18 protein-coding genes and 1 pseudogene are annotated in these 24358 nt (G+C 38.7%); 2 read left to right on the top strand and 17 right to left on the bottom strand.

All coding sequences use genetic code 11. The features are described 5' to 3' along the window. Positions 1-109, top strand: a pseudogene (locus tag FN082_RS17785) (integrase); the annotation flags it as partial. Positions 110-455: 346 nt separating this feature from the next. Here the strand turns inward: FN082_RS17785 and ugd are convergent. From ugd to galF, 17 genes are all read right to left on the bottom strand, one after another. Beyond that, positions 456-1622 carry a UDP-glucose 6-dehydrogenase gene (gene ugd, locus FN082_RS17780; RefSeq protein ID WP_142982027.1) on the bottom strand — a complete coding sequence of 389 codons (1167 nt, stop codon included), beginning with the start codon at positions 1620-1622 and terminating at the stop codon, positions 456-458. A gap of 139 nt (positions 1623-1761) precedes the next feature. Continuing rightward, positions 1762-3180 carry an acyltransferase family protein gene (locus tag FN082_RS30385; protein ID WP_328592362.1) on the bottom strand — a complete coding sequence of 473 codons (1419 nt, stop codon included), beginning with the start codon at positions 3178-3180 and terminating at the stop codon, positions 1762-1764. Then, complete coding sequence (locus FN082_RS17775; RefSeq protein ID WP_185932123.1) at positions 3153-3620, bottom strand: acyltransferase family protein; 468 nt, start codon at positions 3618-3620, stop codon at positions 3153-3155. Before FN082_RS17775 ends, FN082_RS30385 begins: the two co-directional genes overlap by 28 nt. 367 nt (positions 3621-3987) lie before the next feature. Next, positions 3988-5394 carry an NADP-dependent phosphogluconate dehydrogenase gene (gndA, locus tag FN082_RS17770; protein ID WP_142982025.1) on the bottom strand — a complete coding sequence of 469 codons (1407 nt, stop codon included), beginning with the start codon at positions 5392-5394 and terminating at the stop codon, positions 3988-3990. A gap of 108 nt (positions 5395-5502) precedes the next feature. Next, the gene (locus FN082_RS17765) at positions 5503-6786 is read right to left on the bottom strand and encodes an oligosaccharide flippase family protein (RefSeq protein WP_142982024.1); all 1284 of its coding nucleotides are present in this window, start codon (positions 6784-6786) and stop codon (positions 5503-5505) included. A gap of 1 nt (position 6787) precedes the next feature. Beyond that, entirely contained in the window at positions 6788-7726 is a 939-nt protein-coding gene (locus tag FN082_RS17760; protein ID WP_142982023.1) for a capsular polysaccharide synthesis protein, read from the bottom strand. 84 nt (positions 7727-7810) lie between these two features. After that, entirely contained in the window at positions 7811-8947 is a 1137-nt protein-coding gene (locus FN082_RS17755; RefSeq protein ID WP_142982022.1) for a hypothetical protein, read from the bottom strand. Continuing rightward, on the bottom strand, positions 8934-9674 hold the full coding sequence (locus FN082_RS17750; protein WP_142982021.1) for a WecB/TagA/CpsF family glycosyltransferase: 741 nt from the start codon (positions 9672-9674) through the stop codon (positions 8934-8936). The genes FN082_RS17755 and FN082_RS17750 overlap by 14 nt, the downstream gene beginning before the upstream one ends. Beyond that, positions 9628-10611, bottom strand: a complete 984-nt coding sequence (locus FN082_RS17745; RefSeq protein ID WP_142982020.1) for a glycosyltransferase family 2 protein — start codon at positions 10609-10611, stop codon at positions 9628-9630. The genes FN082_RS17750 and FN082_RS17745 overlap by 47 nt, the downstream gene beginning before the upstream one ends. Then, positions 10604-11737, bottom strand: coding sequence for a hypothetical protein (locus FN082_RS17740; protein ID WP_142982019.1), 1134 nt, complete (start codon positions 11735-11737; stop codon positions 10604-10606). Before FN082_RS17740 ends, FN082_RS17745 begins: the two co-directional genes overlap by 8 nt. Positions 11738-11799: 62 nt before the next feature. Next, entirely contained in the window at positions 11800-13194 is a 1395-nt protein-coding gene (gene wcaJ / locus FN082_RS17735; protein WP_142982018.1) for an undecaprenyl-phosphate glucose phosphotransferase, read from the bottom strand. Positions 13195-13347: 153 nt separating this feature from the next. After that, positions 13348-15501: a polysaccharide biosynthesis tyrosine autokinase gene (locus FN082_RS17730; RefSeq protein WP_142982017.1), complete on the bottom strand. Its 2154-nt coding sequence runs from the start codon at positions 15499-15501 to the stop codon at positions 13348-13350. Between the two features lie 17 nt (positions 15502-15518). After that, the gene (locus tag FN082_RS17725) at positions 15519-15953 is read right to left on the bottom strand and encodes an arsenate reductase/protein-tyrosine-phosphatase family protein (protein WP_142982016.1); all 435 of its coding nucleotides are present in this window, start codon (positions 15951-15953) and stop codon (positions 15519-15521) included. A gap of 2 nt (positions 15954-15955) precedes the next feature. Then, positions 15956-17092: a polysaccharide export protein gene (locus FN082_RS17720; RefSeq protein WP_142982015.1), complete on the bottom strand. Its 1137-nt coding sequence runs from the start codon at positions 17090-17092 to the stop codon at positions 15956-15958. A 110-nt stretch (positions 17093-17202) separates the two neighbouring features. Continuing rightward, positions 17203-18636 (bottom strand): capsule assembly Wzi family protein, encoded by a 1434-nt coding sequence (locus FN082_RS17715; RefSeq protein ID WP_142982014.1) that lies wholly within the window; start codon positions 18634-18636, stop codon positions 17203-17205. Positions 18637-19641: 1005 nt separating this feature from the next. After that, positions 19642-20271, bottom strand: coding sequence for a phosphatase PAP2 family protein (locus tag FN082_RS17705; protein ID WP_142982013.1), 630 nt, complete (start codon positions 20269-20271; stop codon positions 19642-19644). Positions 20272-20735: 464 nt separating this feature from the next. Further along, a complete protein-coding gene (gene galF / locus FN082_RS17700) occupies positions 20736-21626 on the bottom strand; it encodes a UTP--glucose-1-phosphate uridylyltransferase GalF (RefSeq protein ID WP_065809838.1) in 891 nt (296 codons plus the stop codon). A gap of 983 nt (positions 21627-22609) precedes the next feature. On the opposite strand from galF, the gene FN082_RS17695 reads away from it, so the two are divergent. Next, entirely contained in the window at positions 22610-24196 is a 1587-nt protein-coding gene (locus FN082_RS17695; RefSeq protein ID WP_142982012.1) for a TerC family protein, read from the top strand. The last annotated feature ends 162 nt before the right edge of the window (positions 24197-24358 follow it).

Genomic DNA, 24358 nt, shown 5'->3' with positions numbered 1-24358 from the left:
GATGGAATATAACAACGAGCGGCCTCATGAATCCCTGAATAACCTGACACCGGAAGAGTACCGGCTGATGGCTGAAAAACCGGAACTCTCAAAAAGTGCATGGAACTGAAGCAGGGGTGCTTACACTTACAGATAGCAAGACAGGGAGCTTAAAGGGCTGGGGCCAGAAACAACAAAAGCCTGCAAGCAGGCTCTGTTTTACCTTCCGGCGCTTATCTCCAGCATCTACATCTCAGTGACGGTAGCTCTTCACAAGGTAGATTTAACATATCCGACCTCAATGATTGGCACAAGATCATCGATTAAAGAATACAAGCGGGGTCACGTTTTTTGGGTATTTAGTCAGGGAAGAAAAGCAGTACGATTTGCCAGACGAATAGCTGAACAGCTGAGGAGGGAGAAAGGACTGGTGAAAAGTTCTGACCGGCAGCGAAAACTGCCAGTCAGAGGAGAGATTAGTCACTGCCAAACAAATCGCGGGTATACACTTTATCTGCAACGTCCGACAGCTCTTCAGCCATACGGTTTGAGACAATCACATCAGCTTCTTGTTTGAACGCTTCGAAATCGCGAACCACGCGGGAATTGAAGAACTCATCTTCCTGCATGACCGGTTCGTAAATAATAACCGGGATACCTTTGGCCTTGATGCGCTTCATGATGCCCTGAATAGAAGAAGCGCGGAAGTTATCAGAACCACTCTTCATTATCAGACGATAGACACCAACGACTTTAGGCTTACGCGCCAGGATAGAGTCGGCGATAAAATCTTTGCGTGTGCGGTTGGCATCAACAATCGCGCCAATAATGTTATTTGGCACAGATTCATAGTTTGCCAGCAGTTGCTTAGTATCCTTCGGTAAGCAGTAGCCGCCATAGCCAAAGGATGGATTGTTATAGTGATTACCAATGCGCGGATCGAGGCACACGCCTTCAATAATCTGCTTACTGTTCAGGCCCTGGCTCTCAGCGTAGCTGTCCAGTTCATTGAAGTAAGCTACGCGCAGCGCAAGGTAGGTGTTGGCAAATAACTTAATGGCTTCGGCTTCGGTAGAATCAGTAAACAGCGTCGGAATGTCCTGCTTGATCGCCCCTTCTTTAAGGAGGTTAGCAAAACGCTCCGCACGTTCTGAGCGCTCGCCAATGACGATACGAGACGGATGCAGGTTGTCGTAGAGTGCACGGCCTTCACGCAGAAACTCAGGAGAGAAAATAACATTATCAATCCCCAGACGCTCTTTGATATCACGCGTAAAGCCGACGGGAATGGTTGACTTAATAATCATTACCGCATCAGGGTTAATTTCCGTGACATCACGAATAACAGCTTCAACGGTCGAGGTATTGAAGTAGTTTGTTTTCGGATCGTAGTCAGTCGGCGTAGCGATAATGACATAATCAGCATTACGATAGGCGTCATGCTTGTCAGTTGTCGCACGAAAATTCAACGGTTTTTCCGCCAGATATTCCTGGATCTCCTTATCGACAATCGGCGAAATCTTTTGGTTAATCATATCAACTTTGGATTGAATGATATCCAACGCAACCACTTCATGGTTTTGCGCAATCAGGATGCCATTCGACAAACCAACATAACCGGTACCGGAAATAGTAATTTTCATTCGATCACACTTTAATTAGTTAACAGGATTATGGCCGAAGGCCATCACAAAATTAGAGGGTATATCTCACTTGGACCTATGCCCCCTCAGTGATTTAGATTATATTTAATAGGTAAAAAAACACCATAAGCTATAATCATCAATTAGTTGCAGCCATAGAGTTTATATCTTCTACAATATATTTCGCCATTTTCATAGATACATGCAATGATAAATGATTATCGTCAAATGAAATCGGGATGCCTTCAAAAATCATATTACACATGTTATTATTACACATATAATCTTGATATCGAAAAATTTTAACTCCTGGAGATATTTTTATTTCCCGAAAAACATCATTATTATATTCAAATTTTTCATTTCGAATCTTCGTTGAATTAATCAAAAAATGTGGTACATCTACACCCGGACTGGGTACTTGGTCAAGAACTAACACATTACGCCCTAATTCTCGAAGTCGCTCAATTGTCGAAGCAAATTCAGCGGTGAAACCATTACTTGAACGAGCATCATTATATAAATTATAATTTGCCGCTAATATTACCGTTCTTATATCTTTGTTTTCTTTAATAAAATTAATAACGTTATTATTGTGGCTAGAACAGTTAAGCCGCCCGGAAGCTTGATATCCGAGCGCAGGAGGGCATGCAGAATACGTTACAGCATATAAATTAATCTCTTTAGATAAGCTATATGCAATCTCTGCGCCATGGCTATCTCCCCATACCAGAACTTTTGCATCAGCATGGTTATTGGTTAAACCCTGACTTAGCTTACAGTATCGGTTGTATGCTGGTAGACCATCATTAAAATGACAATCATTACGCACAGGACTAATATCATCAACCGCGCTTAAGATTTTAAGTTTATCATCGCTTAATCTATCGGGCCATCCATTCAATGGCCAAATTATTAGTGCCGCAAGAAATGCTATTAAATACATTCCTGATGAGTATTTATAAATTTTCCTTTGATCATAATTAATTCTATTTCTGAATGGAGACTCAACATACTTTGTTGATAACCATGCCATGATAAAAGATAATAAAACTATCAACTCTTTGCTTAACATTATATCAACAATGTATTTATCCCTTGAAAATACAATTAAAGGCCAGTGCCACAAATATAGCGAATAAGAAATGAGCCCAACAAAAACAAATGGCTTTGTTGAAAGCAATTTACCAACAAATGTATCTTCAGCATTCACAATAATTAATGTCGCACCAAGAACAGGGATTAAAGCCATATATCCGGGGAATATCGTGCTGCTGCTAAAAGTAAAAATTGAAAATAAAATCAACACTACACCAAAAAAAGATAAAAATTCTGCAAATATAATACTTTGCGGTTTCTTTATAAACCCAACTGCTGCCAAAGAACCGAAACATAATTCCCAGTAACGCGTAGGCAACATGTAGAAAGAAAAGGATGTATGTTGTTTAGTTAAAAAAACGCATAATGTGAATGAGATTAAAGCAGTCGCAAGAATAATACCTTTCAGCATGAACTTACAGTGTTTTAATACTAAAAATAAAATAATCGGTGAAACAATATAAAACTGTTCTTCAATACCAAGAGACCACGTGTGGAGAAGTGGTCTTTGTTCAGCATCTGTTGAAAAATAACCAGATTTAAAATAACTGATAATATTAGACACAAAAAAAGCGTACCTAAAATCTCTTTAGGTAAAAAGGAATATATATCTGGTGTTAAAAAAAAAGGAGAGGCCAGCACAACAAATACAATAACACCGAATAACGCTGGTACTATTCTGCGTAATCTTCTTTCATAAAAACTAAGTAAACTATAAGTATTATTATTTATATCTTTTACTAAAATTTTAGTTATCAAATAACCACTAATAACAAAAAATATATCTACTCCAACATACCCACCTCGAAATGTAGTATATCCTGCATGAAATAATAACACTGGTAGGATTGCTACTGCTCTCAAGCCATCTATATCTTTACGATATTTTATATCGCTCATACATATTCCATCCTGCACTGAGGCTAAATAATAAAAAATCACAACATATAAAAATATATTATAAATTAGCCTTTCTTTTTGAATTGCGCACATTGAACAATGTTAAAAAATATAACTATTTAAAACTATAGTCTTTTTTAACTAAGTTCAATCTGCGAGTTTATAAAGTGGTGCGGCTATCAAAAAGACGTATCAAAAGGCCTAAGTTGACCTTTATAGACACTTATTCTCTAATATTAAGTATAAAATGCTATAGCATAATCAATCGTTTTCACTACTTAAAAAATTGTATAAAGTCACTGACTATCTCAGTTGCGCTGGTCAGTGACTTATCAAAATATGCTGCTAATTTAGTTTAGATCGCGCATTAGTATAGCCAGTCAGTATGAAACACGCCTTCTTTATCTATTCGCTTGTAGGTATGTGCACCGAAGTAGTCACGCTGTGCCTGAATCAAATTAGCAGGCAGAACTGCAGAACGGTAGCTGTCATAATAAGCGATGGCCGCAGAGAATGTCGGAACCGGAATACCGTTCTGAACGGCGTACGCAACTACATCGCGAAGCGCTTGTTGATAATCATCAGCGATTTGCTTGAAGTAAGGTGCCAGCAACAGGTTGGCAATGCCAGCATTTTGCTCATAAGCATCAGTTATCTTCTGCAGGAACTGAGCGCGAATAATACAACCGGCACGGAAGATTTTAGCGATCTCACCGTAGTTCAGATCCCAGTTGTATTCATCAGATGCTGCGCGCAGCTGTGAGAAACCCTGCGCGTAAGAGACGATTTTGCCCAGATACAATGCGCGACGAACTTTCTCGATAAACTCTGCTTTATTGCCTGCGGTCTTCGCTTGCGGCCCGGTAAGGACCTTTGAAGCTGCAACACGCTGCTCTTTCAGGGAGGATATATAACGAGCAAATACGGATTCGGTAATCAGAGATAATGGTTCACCCAAGTCTAGTGAGCTCTGGCTGGTCCATTTACCGGTGCCTTTGTTTGCGGCTTCATCCAGAATCACGTCGACCAGGTATTTACCTTCTTCATCCTTTTTGGTGAAGATGTCCTTAGTGATGTCTATCAGATAGCTGCTAAGCTCACCTTCATTCCACTCGGTGAAGGTATGTGCCAATTCTTCGTTAGAAAGTGCAAGTCCACCTTTCAGTAAAGCGTAAGCTTCAGCAATAAGCTGCATATCGCCGTATTCAATACCGTTGTGCACCATTTTGACATAATGACCAGCACCATCCGCACCAATATAGGTTACGCACGGCTCACCATCTTCTGCGACAGCAGCAATCTGCTTAAGAATTGGAGCAACCAGCTCGTAAGCCTCTTTCTGCCCACCAGGCATAATAGAAGGACCTTTCAGAGCGCCCTCTTCTCCGCCGGACACACCGGTGCCGATAAAGTTAAAGCCTTCAGCTGAAAGCTCACGATTACGACGAATGGTATCCTGGAAGAAGGTATTGCCGCCATCGATGATGATGTCCCCTTTGTCCAGGTATGGTTTCAGGGAGTCGATGGCACTGTCAGTGCCTGCACCAGCCTTCACCATTAACAGGATACGGCGTGGAGTTTCGAGCGATTCAACGAACTCCTGCACTGTATAATGTGGAACCAGTTTCTTGCCTGGGTTCTCGGCAATCACTTCTTCGGTCTTTTCACGGGAGCGGTTGAAAACGGAGACGGTATAACCACGGCTCTCGATGTTGAGCGCAAGGTTACGCCCCATCACTGCCATACCAACAACCCCGATCTGTTGCTTGGACATTACATACTCCTGTCAGGTGTAAATGGCTATTTTAAAGCATCTGATGCGTTTATGCTACATATGGAGCATAACCCTTAAGATGTCTAATTACTCAAATGATGAATCACATCATCGACTCAGAAGTTCTTTGGCATTAGCTATAATATTTCTAATCTTGAACTGTTCGATATCTAAAATCTTAATTCCTTTTGCTCTGATAAAGAAAACTTGCATTAAAGTCATAATACATTCTGATATAGTCCATATATACGCAAGACCTGTTGAACCATATTTCTTTAGAAAAAGAATATTACATATGAAACTAAAAAAAGCCACTCCCCACTGCATTAAAACAAACTGCTTATCATATTTTAAATTCAAAACAATTTGACCGCCAATCACAGCCCCCCAAAAAACAAAAAGATATCCGAATGCCAATATCTTCAATACATAGATACTGTCTTCAAACCCTTTCCCCATCATGATCAGAATTACCTCCCCACCAAAGAAAAAGATGAAGAGGAAGGAAAGAAAACAACACAAACATAATAAAGGCATAAATTTTCTAAATGCAACCAATCCTGATTCGACACTAACACCAAAACGTTTAGACAAAGCGGGAAAAACAATAAATGATAGTGGTGTTATAATAGCACTTATGAAAAGCATCACTATCTTTTGAGCAGATGTATATATCCCGACATCGTACGAAGAGGCATAAAAACCTAAGAATATAACACCCATTGTGGTATACAAAAAAGACGATATTTTTGATAAAAAGATCCACACCTCATTTTTTATTAGAAGAAACGTCTCCTTTAAATTTGGCCATAATAATTTGATTTTATATTTTAAAACGCAATAATATATCGAAAAAATAGAACTCAAGACCATCGGCACATTAACAAATATAGCATACATTAATAGGTCATCTTTAGTATTTATGAAGATAACAATTAACGCTATACTAATCATTTTTGTTAGCAATGAAACTTTCGTTATTAAACTAAAGTCACCTGTAGATTGAAAAAACCAATTCACATTGAATAATGAGGACAAAACAAGCAAATAACATGATATAAAGAGAGTGAAATTATCTTTTTCTGTATAAAAATAGAGATATCCAAATGCCACCAATGAAACAAGCAATAATATTATAAATTTAGCTAATAGAATCCTATTAAAAATAAGAGACTTATTATCATAGTCTCTAGTTAATAATCTTACTCCCGAATATCCAAACCCGAACTCAACTATCATACAATAAAAAGAAACTATATATGTATAATAGTTGAAAACGCCAATCAACTCCGGTCCAAAAATACGTGATGCAATTGGTATGGTTACAATCGGAAAAATATAGTTCCCTCCCTGCAATAATAATACATGGAGAAAATTTTTAATATTTTTCATATCATAACGCCTTATTTTTCAGCAATTGTCCCCAAAAAGTTAATCTATCAGGAGATATTTGCTCCCTCAATTTATACTTGTTTGACAATTTAAATACTCCATATTCGCATGCATCTATTTTAGAGAGATTTTGTTGAGTGTATTCTTTATTAATCATTTCAACTAGCTTGAAGCGGTTTAAACCAGTTAATGGTAATGATTTTACAACTCTCGAAAATTCCGTATCCTGTAAATAAACTAATTTAAAACAATAATCGACCAAGAAATAATCTATTTGTTTATCGTTATTTTCCCAGTAACTGAACAGATAATCCCTGACCTTGACCATAGGACTGAAACGTGAAACACATCCTATAAAATATGCAGGGACTAGCCCTAAATATTCACCTTTCCCTAGAACAGTCACCCCCTTAAGAGTACAAAAAGGACCGTCAAAAAGATCTGTTATGAATGGTTTATGTATAAAGACTGTAGAATCTATCCAAATTCCTCCATAAGTAACAAGTAATTCTATACGAATGATTTCTGAAAAAGCCGTATAACCGATAATACCAGATTCGAATTTCTTTACTATCAATTCAGGTAATGTAATGTAATCTTTATAATTTTTTTCAGTTATTATTATAGTTGTATGATTTTCAATTTTCCCGAACGAATCAATGCATATTTTCACTAACGGAGGTGCAGATTCAATCCCTTGAAACCAAGCAGTCCAAATAGTATTAGAACTAATTTTTTTCTTTGGTTGAAATAATGGATATTTAGAATTATTCTCAACCAACTTCGAGAATATAACCCTCTCTTTTAAGCAAGAAATAGCTGTTAGCCTAGATATCGTCCTTATTCTGAATAGTTTAAAAAAAATCTTATCCAATAAAAGAGAAAAATTTACAATATACAAAAGAATGCCCCCCCTAACGGGATGGTATTTATTTTGCATGACAACCTCCAAATCATAATAAACTGATTTACCAAAATAACTATAAATAGTAAATCATATTATAATAAAGAACACTTAAAAATTCTACAATATAGAATTTCTGATCTTTATGCTAGCTTCTACTTTATTATATATAGGTGAAATAATCACACCGCTCAAATCAGAATCAGAAACAATTATACTTCCAGATTTATTTTTATCATCTATATATATACTATAATTTGGCGATAATTTTCCTTTACCATCATCATTACGTCCTTTTTTTGTTAGAACACCTGTAATTATTAAATTACTATTTACTATATATAAATGTGTTGAATCTGCTTCTTGCTTTGCAATCCCTCCACTTCTTCTAATAACAATTGAGTTTAAAACTAGCTCAGCATTAGAGATATACAGTCCAGCCTTGCCAGCACGATCAAAAATTGACGTTGAAACTATATTATTAACAGCAAATGCTATGAATAGATTATTGATCCCGTTCCATTCAACCTTTAATTCAGAAAGTATATTATCATTAGCTCCTTTATTCAAAGCAATACCAAACTGAGAATTAGAATTAAATGTTGAAGTCGTTATCTTAGAATCAACTACATTTGCTAATCCAATTTTATTCGATGAAGAAATACAATCTCTTACGTCGATCTTTATGTAATTTGTAAGGCTACCTATTCCAACTCTAAAATTGTAAAAACCACAAGCATCTATTCTTACATTTGATATTTTTTTCCCAGTATCGGAAACTACCCCATCAATGTATCTATTGCCAAAAAAAACCAAACCAGAGAAAGTAACATGATTATTAACTTTAAAAATATTTTTCCCTTTGCTAAAAAAAGATATCGCTGAGCCACTCCCCTTAATATCATTTATAGATTTAACCGTGTAAGGTAATTCAACATTACCTTTTAATATAGCACCTGTAGGGACTTTTACTTCTTGAAAGAGATAACATCCCTTTACAGGAGGTAGATATATTTTATTTCCTTTTTTTAGAGCATTATTTAAAGCATAAGAGTGATCATTTTTAGGTTCATTAGAGTTACAATCTAGCCAGTCATCATTAGTTAAAAAATCTTTAAGGTTGATGAAACCATCTATTTCTTCAGCGAATGTCTTAGCTTCAGATTTTGACACAAGCTGACTGACACTAACTGGCAATAAAATAATTGCGAATATTTTTTGTATGAATTTTCGTCTGATAAAATTAGTTTTTTTCATTCGTCAATTTCATCCTGAAAAAATCATATATGAACAATATCATTGATAATGGATAATAACAAAAATATCGTTTAATTAGCTTGGGTTCATCATACATACGATATAGCCAGCGAAGATTAAATTTATCAAAAAACTTAGGGTAATAATTCAATTTACCTGACGCTACTTGGTGAATGAATCCACCACAAGTGTAAGCAATTCCCTTCCAACCAAACTTATATAATTCAAATAGGAATTTGTCCTGGGCGGGGGTTCCCATCCCTACTATTACAATATCAGGGCAAAATTCGCATATAGTTTTGATAGTGTCTATTTTTTCATTATCATCAACAAAATAACCGTTTCTATACTGGATATCTCCAAAGTTGTAAACCCCTTGAATTATCTCCACAAACTTTGAAATATACTGCTCTTCACTGCCTATAATGTAAACTCTTTTATTATTTAAGCTTGCATAAGTAAATAATTCAGGCGCAATTGAGGTCATATCAAAACTTTGCCGTGAGCACTTAACACCAATTAGATTCAGAGACTTTTGTAATAACACACCATCACAATAAATATTTTTAAAAAACAGATAGTTTTCAGGTATTCTTCGAAATATGTAATAGGAATAAAAATTCAAGAATGTATTATAACCATCACTGACATTATCCATAGTTACTATATCTATAGTAGATTTACAAATCAGTACGCTTAATGGATTCATTTTTTCTTCTAAATGCATTAACTTTCCTTCTCTTAAATGCTTTATATAAATAAGGGTAGGCAAAAACTGGCATTAACATCAACAAAAAAAAGTATACTTTTTGCTTAAAAGAGATTTTTTTCAAATCAACTAATTTTGTATAATGCAGGGCTTCTGCTTTCATACCTAATCTAATTGACTTTATTGCTACAAACTTAAAAACAAAGTTATTATAGCCAAGGGATGTTATTCTTCTCTTATTTTCCTCAATCCATTGATAAGAATACTTAACAGATTCCCCCTTATTCGTTGGCCTCTCTAAACTCCCCCAATATATGTTTGTGCCAATAAAGTCCAAAATATTAAATTTATAGCCTAGGTCATACAGTGTCAGACATAAATCATAGTCTTGATGTCGGATATATCTATCATTAAAGCCATAGTCATTAAAAAAAGATCTATGTATTGTAAGCGTAGATGTTTGAAGGTATTCACCAAATACAAAAAGATAATCACTAATGTGTTCATCTTCATGAATTGAGCGATGGGGTACTATATCCTCGATTTTTTCATCAAAAAATACGGCCGCTTTATTAACATAAACACGTAAAGGATCATTTAAATCCCTTTTAATTTCATCAGCAATATATTTGAGCTTAGAAGGAGAAAAACAATCATCGGAATCAAGAAAACAGATCCATTCAGAATCAGAAAATCGAGCCCCCTGATTTCTAGTGTATGCCGCATTTGTTTTAAATTCATTTTTTATATGTACAATTCGTTTATCATCAAAAGCAATTAGAGCATCATCAATTTCATTTACATTTTCACTTTTGTCATCTACAATTATAATTTTATCAATTAATACGTCGGATAATTCTTGTTTCAACACACTTTTAATAGCCCTAACGAGCGTATCAATACGCTTATAATTAGGAATTACTATAGAAAACGTTGGATGCTCAGTATTAATCATATTTATTCCTATTAGTTTTTGCCCCGACGAAAAAAATAAGAGCCAGAGATACATAGACGTTATTCAATGATGATACTGATAGCCCTGTAGCAATTAATACTAATAATATTGCCATTCTTTCTTTAAAGGAACACTTATTTAAATACATAAACAAACATAATATCAAAAAAGAAAACCCGATAAATCCATGATCATAAATTACACGTATAACAAAAGAATGGAGAATTACTGAATAACATCGACCATCTCCAGCAAAACTAAACAACGTTTGATAGTATGATAAAGCTGCACATGATTCAGGAAGCAATGGTGTTAAAGCCTTCGACCCGGTAAAAAACTCCCACCATTGCCAATTTGAGGTTGAATAAAGGAACTCGTTGAAAAATTTTACTCTATCGATTTGCTCTATACCGTCAAGTCCTGAAATCCTTTCCTGAAAAAGAATTAAAACAGCAAAAACCATAACAGGTGAAATAATGTAGATCAGCATGGTCTTAAATGTCACTTTTTTCTCAATTGAAAAGAAAAAAGTAATAACCATTGCAATTAATGATGATCTTGAACCAGAAATAAAACATAAATAAGCAATAAGAACGGTGTTGATAACAACAATTTTCTTATCTTTTAAATTAACATAATAATAGAGCAATATTAACAGAATAAGTTCATAATTATTTTCAACAAGAAGTTGAGGTCTATCTATATCTAGTAGGAAACGATCTGTTGTATATTTAAACAAGAAAAGTATAAGTAATAGCTTAAATAATGATTCTATTGTGCTTTCTGAAAAAATATTCTTTTTATAGAAAAAGCCAATGAGCAACATATAGTAATATGACTTATAAGCCAGTACCAAATCGAATATATTAGTATTTGTAAACAATGAAGCGTAACACCAAGAATATATAAGATATAATAAGCATAGAAAACTTATTATTAACGCAGTTTTATTTATCCCCCGAGATACAAGCGCCATTAGCGATGCAAATAAAAATATTATTTCTAATATAGCTGTCTCGGATAAAGGTAAAATAGGTGCAACATGTATAGCACCTAATAAACCAAGTATTAATAATGAATAATATGTAAACCTCTCACAACCATTTTTATCTATATTTTGCAGCATATTATATATAAATCCTAGCTATAATAATTCTTGTCATGAATAATTTGTAAGAGTCCTTTATACTAATAGGCTGATTTATTTATAAATCCTTTAAATATCGTTAGGACTATGATTTTAATATCAAGCCATATACTCCATTCTCTTATATATTCTAGATCATACTCAACTCTTTTCTGCATTTTTTCAAGCGTGTCCGTTTCCCCGCGCCATCCTTTTATTTGTGCCAAACCTGTTATCCCAGGTTTAACTTTATGCCTTAGCATATATCCTTCAATAAGTTTTCTATATTGTTCATTATGCGAAACAGCATGAGGACGAGGACCAACAATCGACATATTACCAAGAAGCACATTAATAAATTGTGGTAACTCATCAAGAGAAGTTTTTCTTAAGAAGCCACCCAACGGGGTAATTCTTGAATCATTCTTCTTAGCCTGAATAACAATTGCATCATTTTCCATCACAGTCATGGATCTAAACTTCCATACTTTTATAGGTTTTCCATCAATACCATAGCGTGTTTGCTTAAATATTATAGGCCCGTTAGATGTAACTTTTATAGCAAATGCGATGAGTAATAACAATGGAGAGATCAACAACAAAATCATACTTGAAACAAAAATATCTTCAAGTCTCTTTAGCACCATATTTATGCCATTTAAAGGGGTATCAAAAAGAGGAACAACTGGTACACCATTAACTTCCTCTGTCCTTGAGTGTAATATGTTGAACGTAAATAGGTCCGGTATGAGCATGACAGAGCAAGTAGTATCCGTTAATTCTCTTACTAATTTTTTTATTTTATCATTATCATCCATGCTCATTGCTATATAAATTCTATCTATTTTACCTTGCTTTGCATCGCAAACAAGAGCATCTAAATCACCAGCATATGGAATATTTTCCTCAACTTTTTTCTTTTCTCCATAATACCCTTGTACAATAAAGCCAAGCCATGGCTCCTCAATAAAACTTTTAGCAAGATTTATACCTACAGGCATGGAACCAGCAATAGCGACTTTTCGGGTATTATATCCAAGCATTCTCAGCCATCGAGCAGAATATCTAATTAAAACGCGAAACGACAATATCCCTACACAACAAAATATAAACCACCAGAATATTATATTAAATGAAATAGTTATTTGAGGAGTAAAAAAAATAACTCCCATAGACAGTAAAATACTAAGAGTCCAATTTTTAATAACCAATGTTATTTCTGAAGATAATTTTACACCCCGCCATGAGCGGTAGAAATCAGTAATACCTCCAATCATTTGAAATATCACAAGTACAACTAAAAACACAAATATATAAATATAATTAAAAAAAACATCATTAAAAAAACAAAGATAATAGAGTGTAAACACCATTATAAATATATCAGAAAATCTTTGGAATATTGAAATTATAGACGCATTTGTTTTCGTTCGAAAATGTGACTTTAAATTGGTCATGACTAAACCACCTATTACATTTTGTTATTATATAATTTCAAGATAATATATTCTCGTCGCCTGTATCATTTAGATGAGACTGCATCGTAATAGGCGAAGTAAAATTATATTGACTAAGCAAGTTCTCAAACTCGCTTAGCCATTTTTTATTTTCTAATTATTTTTCTCATCATATGAATATCCATAGTGATTATATCCATAACTATAATAACCACTTACCTTCTTGATAACACCGTTTAGAATGCAGCCTTTAACAACCACTCCACTCTGTTCAAACCTTTTTGCACTTATGAATATTTCTTTTGCGGTATTAGCTTCAAATCGAGCAACTAGCAACGTTGTACCCGCATAACGGCCTATAATTGCAGCGTCAGTTACTGCTAAAATAGGTGGAGTATCAATGATTACTATATCATAATTATTTGAAGCCCATGTTAATATTGACTCGAATCTTGGATGCATTAATAACTCTGCAGGATTAGGTGGAACCTGACCGCGCCCTACATAGTCAAAATTGGCATCCCTTGCTCTCTCTAGCGCATTCTCTATGAGAATTTGCCCAGAAAGAATTTCCGATAGTCCTTTTTCATTTCGGCCACCAAGCATTTTATGCACGTAACCTTTACGCAAATCTGCATCTATGAAAAGGACTCGTTTACCGCTTGAGGCAATAATAGCTGCCAAATTAGCACTGATAAAAGTTTTTCCAGCATTTGGGCTAGCTCCCGAAATCATTAATAGATTGTTTTTTGCCTCCATCATGGCAAAATGTAAACTTGTTCTCAAACCACGAATCGCTTCTACTGCTATATCGGCTGGATTTTCAATAGTTAGCAGTTTGTCAGACTCGTTTTTTCTCTTTTTATCAGTTCTTTTAATTAACCATTCAGAAACGGGAACACTTGCATAAACATTTATTCCCATTTCTTCTAACTCTTCGGGAGATTCAATTCCTCTACGAAGGAAAACTTTTAAAATCACTCCTCCAATAGAGATAATCAAACCGAAAATAAAACCAACAGCTATTATTATTGCTTTCTTCGGTTTTATGGGGTCAGGTATAGTAACAGCGGAGTCAATAATTCTGACATTTCCTATAGCGCTAGATTTAGCTATATTCAACTCTTGTTGGCGATTCAATAGTTGCAAGTAAACAGCCCTTCCGGATTCAACATCTCGGCTTAAACGCAACACTTCCTGCTGTGTAGCTGGCATGCTACTAACACGCTTACCAAGTTTATTTTTTTCCTCCTGTAAGGTTTGCCGCTTTTCCATTAATGATTTATATGTAGGGTGTTCCTTAGTATATAATTGAGAAATCTCTGCTTCTCTAAAAGTTAATTCATTCAGCTGATTATCAACGTTGACTATTTGATCAAGAACTGACTTTGCTTCCATAGAAAGATCAACAGAGTCCTTTTGCTTTCGATAAGCATTAAGTTTATCTTCCGCATGATCTAAATCATTTCTTACAATTGGTAAACGTTCATTTAAAAACTCTAAGCTTTTTGCATCTTGTGCTGCCTGTCTTTCAATATTTTGAGCTAGATAGTTTCGACTAATTTCATCAATTATACGCGCAGCTAATACAGGATTCTCATCTAAAAAAGTTAAACTTAGCATCCCTGTATCTTTGCCTTGGTCTGAAACGCTAAGGGATTCCTGCAAAAGAGTTATCGCTTTTAATTTACTAACATACTCAATTTTAAAGTGACTTCCAGGCTCTGCAGTAATATCTTTTATTAGCAATGATACACCTTTCTCCTCAAGAGGTACTCCAACCTTCCCCTCAAGAATGACTCCATCAGATTCAATTACATAGTTTTTATTATCTTTTACTGTAAGCGTTGCAATTATAGAATCCATACCCTTCGGATTTGGAATGTCAATATATGATATTTTTATTTCTCCAGTTTTCTCTCCCAATATTCGTGCTAATCCTTTGCCGATTATAGGGAAATATTTAGGCGTTATCCTTGCCTGAAGTGAAAGATCATCCACAGTCTTGCCTAAAATCATTCTGGATTGCAAAAGCGATATTTCTGGAGCCGATTGCGGTTGCCCATCTGGTAGTATTTGGCTCAAACTGCTTAATATAGCGTTACCTTGCTTTTGCTCAACTTGAATTAACGCATTTGCTTGATAAATTGGAGTTGCTAACAGTGCGTATAGAACTGCAATTACTGTAAACCCCATTGTTAATGCGATTATTAATTTACGGTGATCAATTAGTTCCCCAATCAATCGACCAAAATCGATCTCACTAGTATCTGTTGAGCTAGACTTATTGTTTATTACTGATGTCATACAGTAGATTCCTGAAGTTACCTAACCAATTTATCAGCCCAACACTGACAACTCTGTTCAATTAATTGATATACTAATTCGAAAGCCTCATCGCTTTTTTTATAAGGATCTGGTATTTCTTTTCGATCTAACCAATGACCTAATAGCATAGTTTTACCACGAGCTTCTGGCGCAATTTTACTAATTTGTTCAATATGCTCTTGTTCCATAACTAGCAATAGATCATAGTCCTTACTAATCTTTGATGAAAATTGAGTTCCTCGATGCCCTTCAAGAGATATTCCATGCTTTTCCGCTACTTTCTCTGCCGAGCTATCCGCTGGATAATTTTTTAATGCACCAACTCCTGCTGAATCGATTTTTTTGCCCGGCATTTTTTTCCTTAAAATACGTTCAGCAATCGGAGATCTGCAAATATTCCCAGTACATATAACTAATATTGAATCAAACATATTTAGTTCCAATTTTTAATATATCTTGTCGTCTCAGTCATATCATGTACACCTGAAATAGTTGGTACTAACTGAGAAATAACTCTATTCCATCTGACTATTGGCGCAGTGGTTACATATACGATATCATATGGTTTTAGTTCAAACTCAGTTCCTAATACCATTGCTGATGCATCTTGTGCATTTAACTGATATATATTTGCAATTTTACCTTGTCTTTCACTTTTCAATTGACGTATAACAAATATACCAGTTGCATCACTCATCTCCTGTGAAATACCCTCAGCATTACTTAACGCTTCTGCTAACGTCATTCCACTGCGGTCCATTTTCATTGTAGATTGTTTACCCACCTCTCCCATTACGAAGATTTTCAAGTCATCATTACGGGGAACAAACAAAATATCGCCGGGATAAAGCAAGTGGTTCTGGGTTAAATCTCCCTTTTGCATCAACGCATACAGAGAAACTTTAGTATCTTTTCCCTTATGTGTCAGTACTACATTCCGCCAATCAGCATCTGCAGCTAAACCACCTGCTGCATTAATTGCATCCATAACAGTTAATGGAATATTCGTAATTGGCTGCTGGCCTGATTTAGCAACTTCACCCGTTACGTAAGCTTTCTGAGATCGAAATGCAGCTATACTGACATCTACCTGTGGACTTTCTATATAAGTGGTCAACCTAGCAGCAATATCTTGACGAACTTGGCTAAGTGTTTTGCCCTCTACCTTCAGTTTTCCTATATAGGGATAGAAAATAGTTCCATCGGAATTTACCCAGTTGCCAGTATCACTAGCGCTACGATACTGGCCAGCAGGCGTAGTCAATTCCGGGTGATCCCATACAGTCACCATTAACACGTCACCAACACCGATGCGATACTCATAACTTTTTAACAGGTTATCCAACTGAGGATTTGAGCGAGCAATCACTGGTTCTGGACGAAGTTGCTCTACCAACCCTGGAGTCATGGGATAAACATTAACGAGCTTATCTAGATCGTAGTCGCTATCCGGTAACTCAACTACATTCTTGCGTAAGCTATTTAATCCCTGTCCAGGCATAATAGTACAGCCTGATAAAAATCCTATTGCTAATGCTAATGCCGAAAACCTTACAATTTTATTCTTCATAATGTCACATCATCAATAAACCAAAAGTGTCAAAGTCCTGAACGACCATAGTCATAAAGTTCAAGGCATCTGGTTAACGTCATCTAAGTTAAACAGATGCCACGTTCAGGCTATAAATTGAATGGAATCTCAATCCCAGCGCTGGCACCAACATCATCACTATCGCTATTATCAGCGTCGGTATACCAGAGTGAAGTGTTTAGCCGTACCGATTTATATACATCACCACTCCACCCCAACTGCACACCTTTCAAAGTATCTGAGTGAGGGAACGCTTTATTTATTGACTGATTTTCAGGATTAACCTTCGCGTATGCCAAACGAGCACTCCAGCGCTGATTATTCTCTGTCACCAGTTCAACTTTGCCAGCAAAGAGTTGACCATCCCCACCCATTGCATCACCTAGCGGATACCCTTGCTGATAGTAACCCCCTTTATAAATATGGTGGGTATAAATATAATCAGTGCGGCTCATATTTGAGCGAGTATCATGAGCCTCAAGATACCAGTTAATGGCATTTTTACCCCAACCATGATGCCCCTCAACTCCCCCAAGGAACATATTCGCAGATGGAAGGTATCCAGCCTCATCTTCACCAATCATTTGTCCATAGAAGCTAACAGGCCAACCTAGCGTCGGCTCTAACTTAAATTTAAAGTCAAAACCGGCTAGCTGGTTACCCGGCTCATTGGCTGTACCGGTGTTATCCTGTCCAGTCAAGCCATCCCAGAAGCTACTGAACGATTGAGGTCTCCCCTCCCCTCCCCACTGCATAATGCGCGAAGCACCAAGCTCAAGTGACTGGAAGGGAGAAAATGTCAGTCGACCACCGATAATCTTGGTATGCGGAACGGCAGTATATTGATTCATCTGGCTGGCAGAAATCTGATACTGCCATGGGCCAATCCAGCGCAGCCACCAGGTTTCCGGTGCGACCTGCTCGGCGCGCTGCATCAAAAAGCCGGTCATTGGACGAGCGGCGTCACCGCGGATCAGGCTACCTTCATAACCCGGCCCCCACCACTGCGGCATCTGGCCGAAAGAGAGCCACTGGTTCCAGAACTTAACCGCACCATAGGCACCGTTAGCATTAAACCGTGAACCATTGCTAATGCGTTCGTCGCCCTCAACGTTACCCTGCAGATGAACATCCCACCACTCACCGCTATTATTAAAGGCTAACGATAAGGAACTATCTGCAGGCTGATTCTGACCAAACCCTTGTGGTGTTCCGGGCTTATCCGTTGAGGTATAGCCGCTCACACGAAAATCAGCTTTTAAAGAATCAAGACGCTGGTTGATTCGCGCCAGAACAACCTGTTCGGAAGAGTAAGAGGGTTTTGCTTTCTTAAGCGCCCGGTTGATCTCTTCCTGGCTCAGTGGCCAGGTTGACAGGCTGAGGTGAATAACACCACGATCGGAAAGCCACGCAAGGTCGCTGCGTAGCTCGTTGTCATTCATTACTAACCCGGAGGCATAGGCAAGTGAGCTGGCAGAAGTAAGCAGCCCTAATGCAAGTGCAATTCGCGCAATTTTTATCATTGTACAAGATCCATTTTAAACCCCGTTTCCGCATGCTGGCGCAACAAGGGGAACACTGAGAGATTCAGCGCCCTCTGACGCCAACCTTTGGTATGCTCGACCTACAGATTTAGTTCTGTTTGTAACAAACAACGCATGTGACCTGAATCCCATGTCAAAGCTTGCTTCCAATTTACACTCTACCTGCAGTACACAATGTATGCGAAATTGTTATCGAAGGCCATTCCATAGCGCATTACACCAGCAGTTTTCTCTCTGTAACGTCATGCAGGCTACACGCTGATTGGGTGACGAACACGCTAGTATATACAGGCTGTGAAGATAATCACCTGTACGAAGGACACTTTAGGAATTTCGGTCGCATGGAATGAGATGTGATTTACAGAAAACGACAGGCAGCACGTACGCTACCGCCCTTGGCTTAACAGCTACCAATGCACTGTACTTCTTCCATTTGTATTTTAACCGCCGGTTTCAGAGAATCGGTGATTAATCCATCAAAGCAATCAATTTCGCGGGCATAAGTTTACGAGATTATGGTCTCGATTGGGAGTCTAATTTCGAATTATTCGTTGTTCAGACTACGTCCTGCACAGACTTACCCGATAACATTATTGTTTATCGGCAAATACGTATAAGCGTGCTCCGCTCATAACAAGCAAAAAACATCAACAGTATGATTTTATTGATTTTTCACCACAAAAACTATACTAAGTCACCTTCTGGATAATTATGTCCAGTCAACTACAAAATTTAATAGTAAAAAGAACTATGCCAGCGTGTTGTTATCATTAATAAATTCAATATTTAGCCAAAAAGATTATTTAGGAAACATCCTGGCAGATTATCATTTTGTCAAATATTGCGCAGATTGCACTATCATAAATTTATTTCATGAATGTGAATTCACCTTTATCTGCACACCTGCCAGAGCCTGCCTCTTACAGACGCTAATAGACAGGATATATCTCCAGTCTCAGGTAACACCGTTCTACTACTACAGTCTCAATAAAATCGCTTATGAAGGTCGGCTCGGGTAAAAGGTTTTTCCAGTGATCCAAGCTTCACCGCAATCTCACCCAATAAAGACTGAGTGGGTGCCCTGGCCCCGGTATTCAGCAACAGTGCCGGGATGATAACCACGCTTGCTAACCCTCCCCAGGACAACTGGGCCGTATGAGTACCACTTGTGCGCAACTGTATAAGCAGGAACAATGCGCTTCCCGCAGCCCCCAGCATAAAACCTGCGATAACCTCTGAGGTTGAATGGGCATGAATCATCAATCGTGAATAGCCCACAAATCCGGCTAATGCATAACCCAGAACGACCGAAGAAAAACGAAACGCTGGTGTAGCACGCACGCACAGCAGCCATAAGAAGATTGGCCAGAAGGCGGTAGATAATGCGGTGTGCCCGCTAAAACCGGTAAAGTCCAGCTCGCGAATGCCTATACCCCAACCCATAAATGCCAGTTTTGATGCGCAAACAATCGCGCCGGTGATACCAAACAGCAGCGCCCAGTGCCAGGCCACCTGCTTTGAATCTTTTCGCAGAAAAAGAACGATAAACAACACGGCCGCACTGGGTAACAGCACGGTACTATCGCCAAAAAAAGTGACTACCTGCCAGTTCATTTACCTTTCATCCTTTGACGATCTCTCCAGTCCGTAACGTCTTTTCCGCGACATCTATGTGGGCATACACATCCAGCAACTTCACATTTTTATGCATGCAGTACCGTTGTTTAATGCGCAAACATGATCTCAGTCAAGTTTTATTTTTGTATCGTAACCTGCACAATGCTTATTTACTTAAGAAAATTCCTGGTAAGTAATTATTAGCAAAGCTGAAATTTAGCTACTCCGACCATCTCATCATGATGGGTCTTTTCTGACGACCAGAAGTCTCTGAACGTTGATGGCAGTTTTAATCGATACAATATAACAAAACAGGCATCAATCCTTTGAATTTAAATAAAAAATCATTAAAAACGAATCTTATCGTTCGGTCAGGTGAACAGGTACGGCTGCATCGTGCTTACCAATACCTTGCCGCAACCGTTCACTTTTTCATATGCCCGTAAAATCCAGCACAATAATTACGCTAACAGTTTTTTAATACTCTCGCGGAACTTCGTCCCTTCTTTATGGTTACGCAGCCCGTAGTTTACAAAGGCCTGCATATAACCCATTTTTTTACCGCAGTCATAGCTTTCGCCAGTCATTAGCATGGCATCAACCGACTGTTTTTTCGCCAGCTCTGCGATAGCATCGGTTAATTGGATACGGCCCCACGCGCCCGGCTCGGTATGTTCCAGCTCAGACCATACATCCGCAGAAAGCACATAGCGACCAACCGCCATCAGATCGGAATCCAGCGTCTGAGGTTCATCAGGTTTTTCGATGAACTCAACGATACGCGCAACCTGCCCGGCAGATTCCAGCGCATCTTTGGTCTGGATCACGGAGTATTCAGAGAGGTCACCTTCCATGCGTTTGGCCAGGACCTGGCTACGACCAGTTTCGTTGAAGCGCGCCACCATAGCCGCAAGGTTGTAGCGCAAGGGGTCAGCGCTGGCGTCATCGAGGATAATATCCGGCAGCACAACCACAAACGGATTGTCGCCGATGACCGGACGCGCACAAAGAATTGAGTGGCCTAATCCAAGCTGTTGGCCCTGACGCACGTTCATAATGGTTACGCCTGGGGGGCAGATAGCCTGAACCTCTGCCAGCAGCTGGCGTTTTACGCGCTGCTCAAGCAGAGCTTCAAGTTCGTATGAGGTGTCAAAATGGTTTTCCACGGCGTTCTTCGAGGAGTGGGTGACCAGCACGATCTCCTTGATACCAGCAGCTACGATTTCATCAACAATATACTGCACCATTGGCTTGTCGACGATCGGCAGCATCTCTTTTGGGATAGCCTTGGTCGCAGGCAACATATGCATCCCTAGTCCTGCTACCGGTATCACTGCTTTCAAACTCACCATTCTCTGTCCACCTGTATGGTTATAAATCTCTCGATTCCTGTCAGATTGTATGTATCACTGGCATTTATCCATGATGATACACGTTTGCCGTCTACCCTACTGTCCGTCAAATTCTGAAATTACACGTTTAATTTAAGAATACACGTAAAGCATGCGGACCCATAGACGAACTTGAGAAAATTCTTATTCACTATCACTCAAAAAAAATTACCAATATTTACAATAAGTTATCATATCTATTTATCTATTCTAATTCATAAGAGATAGCAATGATGCTCACAGCCACTGCATCATTCCCCTTTTGATACGCTGTTATCTTTCAACATGAGTTGACACAGAACAAGTGACCACAAAAAAATAGAAAATCAGCCAAAATATTCGTCTATATTCGTTATAAAATTATAAAGCACATAGAAATGGTTAAATATCAGTCATATTAGCACTATCAATCTTTCTTAACTGTGCTCATGTGAACTCATCTGGCAATATCTCCATCGCCACCGCAGATTAACACTCCTAATTTTCTCTTATTTTCTACTACAAAAAGCTGACATCATCGTCGCGTAAAAACGGATATACGACAACCCACGACATTAAGTAGTGTAAAAATCTGGAATCTGGCAAAACCATATTGCATACATCAAATCTATTGATTAATTTCCAGCCCTGCTTCATCAACCACCCGTATCTGGAAACCAATCCCCATTGCGCGATTTATTACTCATCTTGTATATGTGGTTATAAATAAAACGAACCTATTTCAGAAAATTCTTATGCGCTGATAAATACGTCAATTCACATACGGTAACCCCTGAATGTTGAGCGGTTACCCTATCGCTTGCAACAGAGAATACTTTGATTGTTGGTGTGGCAGAGCCTGACGCCACCTCCAGCGAAGCTGATACAGAAAATATTGCAATTTATCTATGGGTTATCCATGATCGATACATGGCACTCTTAAGTTGTAAAGGTTTTAGCTAAATATGGAATGGATTGCCGACCCCTCTATCTGGGCCGGTCTCATAACTCTTGTCGTTATTGAGCTGGTACTCGGTATTGATAATCTGGTCTTTATCGCAATTCTTGCGGAAAAACTCCCTCCTGCGCAGCGAGATCGCGCGCGGGTAACCGGTTTGCTGCTGGCGATGGTGATGCGCCTGCTGCTGCTGGCCTCTATCTCCTGGCTGGTCACCCTCACTAAACCCCTGATTATCTGGCACGATTTGAGCTTTAGCGCTCGCGATTTGATCATGCTGTTTGGCGGACTTTTCCTGCTTTTCAAAGCGACAGTTGAGCTAAACGAACGACTGGAAGGAAAGGATAGCGATAACCCTACCCAGCGCAAAGGGGCAAAATTCTGGGGTGTTGTGGCGCAAATCGTCGTTCTTGATGCCATTTTCTCCCTCGACTCGGTGATTACCGCCGTCGGGATGGTTGACCATCTGGCGGTGATGATGGCGGCGGTGATCATCGCTATTAGCCTGATGCTGATGGCCAGTAAAGCCCTGACCCGCTTTGTTAACAGCCATCCGACGATAGTTATCCTCTGCTTAAGCTTCCTGCTGATGATCGGCTTTAGCCTGATAGCCGAAGGCTTTGGCTTCCCGATTCCTAAGGGTTATCTGTATGCGGCTATCGGCTTCTCGGTAATGATTGAATCATTTAATCAGCTGGCAATTTTTAACCGCCGTCGCTTTCTCTCTGCCAACCTGACGCTGCGCCAGAGAACCACTGAGGCGGTAATGAGCCTGTTGAGTGGTCGCAAAGACAATGGCGAGTTAGATAGCGATACCGCCTCACTGGTTGCCGATCGAGAGGAGAACCCGCTATTTAACCCTCAGGAACGGCGGATGATTGAACGGGTGCTGAATCTCAATCAGCGCACCGTCAGTAGCATAATGACCTCACGTCATGATATTGAACATATTGACCTCAGCGCCCCGGAAGAAGAGATCCGCGCTTTACTCGATAAAAATCAGCATACCCGCCTGGTGGTCACCGGCGACGATGACGATGAAGATATGCTTGGCGTTGTGCATGTTATTGATCTTCTGCAACAATCGTTGCGCAACGAACCGCTCAATCTGCAGGCCCTGATTCGCCAGCCGCTGGTATTCCCGGAAACGCTGCCGCTGCTCCCTGCGCTGGAGCAGTTCCGCAACGCCAGAACCCACTTTGCGTTCGTCGTTGATGAATTTGGTTCCGTTGAAGGCATTGTGACCCTTAGCGATGTGATGGAAACCATTGCCGGTAACCTGCCGAATGAGGTGGAGGAGATCGATGCCCGTCACGATATTCATAAAAACGGCGATGGTAGCTGGACGGTCAACGGCCATATGCCGCTGGAAGATTTAGTTCAGTACGTCCCTCTTCCTCTGGATGAGAAACGTGAATACCACACGGTTGCCGGTCTGCTGATGGAGTATCTGCAGCATATTCCGCAGGAAGGTGAAGAAATAGAAATCGGCGGGTATGTTCTGCGCACGTTGCAGGTTGAAAGTCATCGGGTGCAAAAAGTACAGATAGTGCCACCAGCGCCGGAAGAAGATGAACTGGATTATGAAGTGTAATGCCTTCATATGTGAACAGGCTAAAGGGTAGTAAATCAGTTGTAGAAAGTGCGCTAATGTTTATGTCGGGTGGCGGCTATCGCCTGACCCGACACAAAAAAACGATCGATAGCTCGGTATCAGCCAGCAGCGCTTTCCCGGAGGCGATGCTACGCATCTGTC

The sequence above is a fragment of the Klebsiella spallanzanii genome, from assembly GCF_902158555.1.
Taxonomy (GTDB): Bacteria; Pseudomonadota; Gammaproteobacteria; order Enterobacterales; family Enterobacteriaceae; genus Klebsiella; species Klebsiella spallanzanii.
This window is presented reverse-complemented; position numbering and strand designations above follow the sequence as displayed.

Coding starts and splice junctions, on each gene's coding strand:
- ugd (WP_142982027.1), bottom strand. CDS start 1,622: ATGAAAATTACTATTTCCGGTACCGGTTATGTTGGTTTGTCGAATGGC.
- FN082_RS17775 (WP_185932123.1), bottom strand. CDS start 3,620: ATGAGCGATATAAAATATCGTAAAGATATAGATGGCTTGAGAGCAGTA.
- gndA (WP_142982025.1), bottom strand. CDS start 5,394: ATGTCCAAGCAACAGATCGGGGTTGTTGGTATGGCAGTGATGGGGCGT.
- FN082_RS17765 (WP_142982024.1), bottom strand. CDS start 6,786: ATGAAAAATATTAAAAATTTTCTCCATGTATTATTATTGCAGGGAGGG.
- FN082_RS17760 (WP_142982023.1), bottom strand. CDS start 7,726: ATGCAAAATAAATACCATCCCGTTAGGGGGGGCATTCTTTTGTATATT.
- FN082_RS17755 (WP_142982022.1), bottom strand. CDS start 8,947: ATGAAAAAAACTAATTTTATCAGACGAAAATTCATACAAAAAATATTC.
- FN082_RS17750 (WP_142982021.1), bottom strand. CDS start 9,674: ATGCATTTAGAAGAAAAAATGAATCCATTAAGCGTACTGATTTGTAAA.
- FN082_RS17745 (WP_142982020.1), bottom strand. CDS start 10,611: ATGATTAATACTGAGCATCCAACGTTTTCTATAGTAATTCCTAATTAT.
- FN082_RS17740 (WP_142982019.1), bottom strand. CDS start 11,737: ATGCTGCAAAATATAGATAAAAATGGTTGTGAGAGGTTTACATATTAT.
- wcaJ (WP_142982018.1), bottom strand. CDS start 13,194: ATGACCAATTTAAAGTCACATTTTCGAACGAAAACAAATGCGTCTATA.
- FN082_RS17730 (WP_142982017.1), bottom strand. CDS start 15,501: ATGACATCAGTAATAAACAATAAGTCTAGCTCAACAGATACTAGTGAG.
- FN082_RS17725 (WP_142982016.1), bottom strand. CDS start 15,953: ATGTTTGATTCAATATTAGTTATATGTACTGGGAATATTTGCAGATCT.
- FN082_RS17720 (WP_142982015.1), bottom strand. CDS start 17,092: ATGAAGAATAAAATTGTAAGGTTTTCGGCATTAGCATTAGCAATAGGA.
- FN082_RS17715 (WP_142982014.1), bottom strand. CDS start 18,636: ATGATAAAAATTGCGCGAATTGCACTTGCATTAGGGCTGCTTACTTCT.
- FN082_RS17705 (WP_142982013.1), bottom strand. CDS start 20,271: ATGAACTGGCAGGTAGTCACTTTTTTTGGCGATAGTACCGTGCTGTTA.
- galF (WP_065809838.1), bottom strand. CDS start 21,626: ATGGTGAGTTTGAAAGCAGTGATACCGGTAGCAGGACTAGGGATGCAT.
- FN082_RS17695 (WP_142982012.1), top strand. CDS start 22,610: ATGGAATGGATTGCCGACCCCTCTATCTGGGCCGGTCTCATAACTCTT.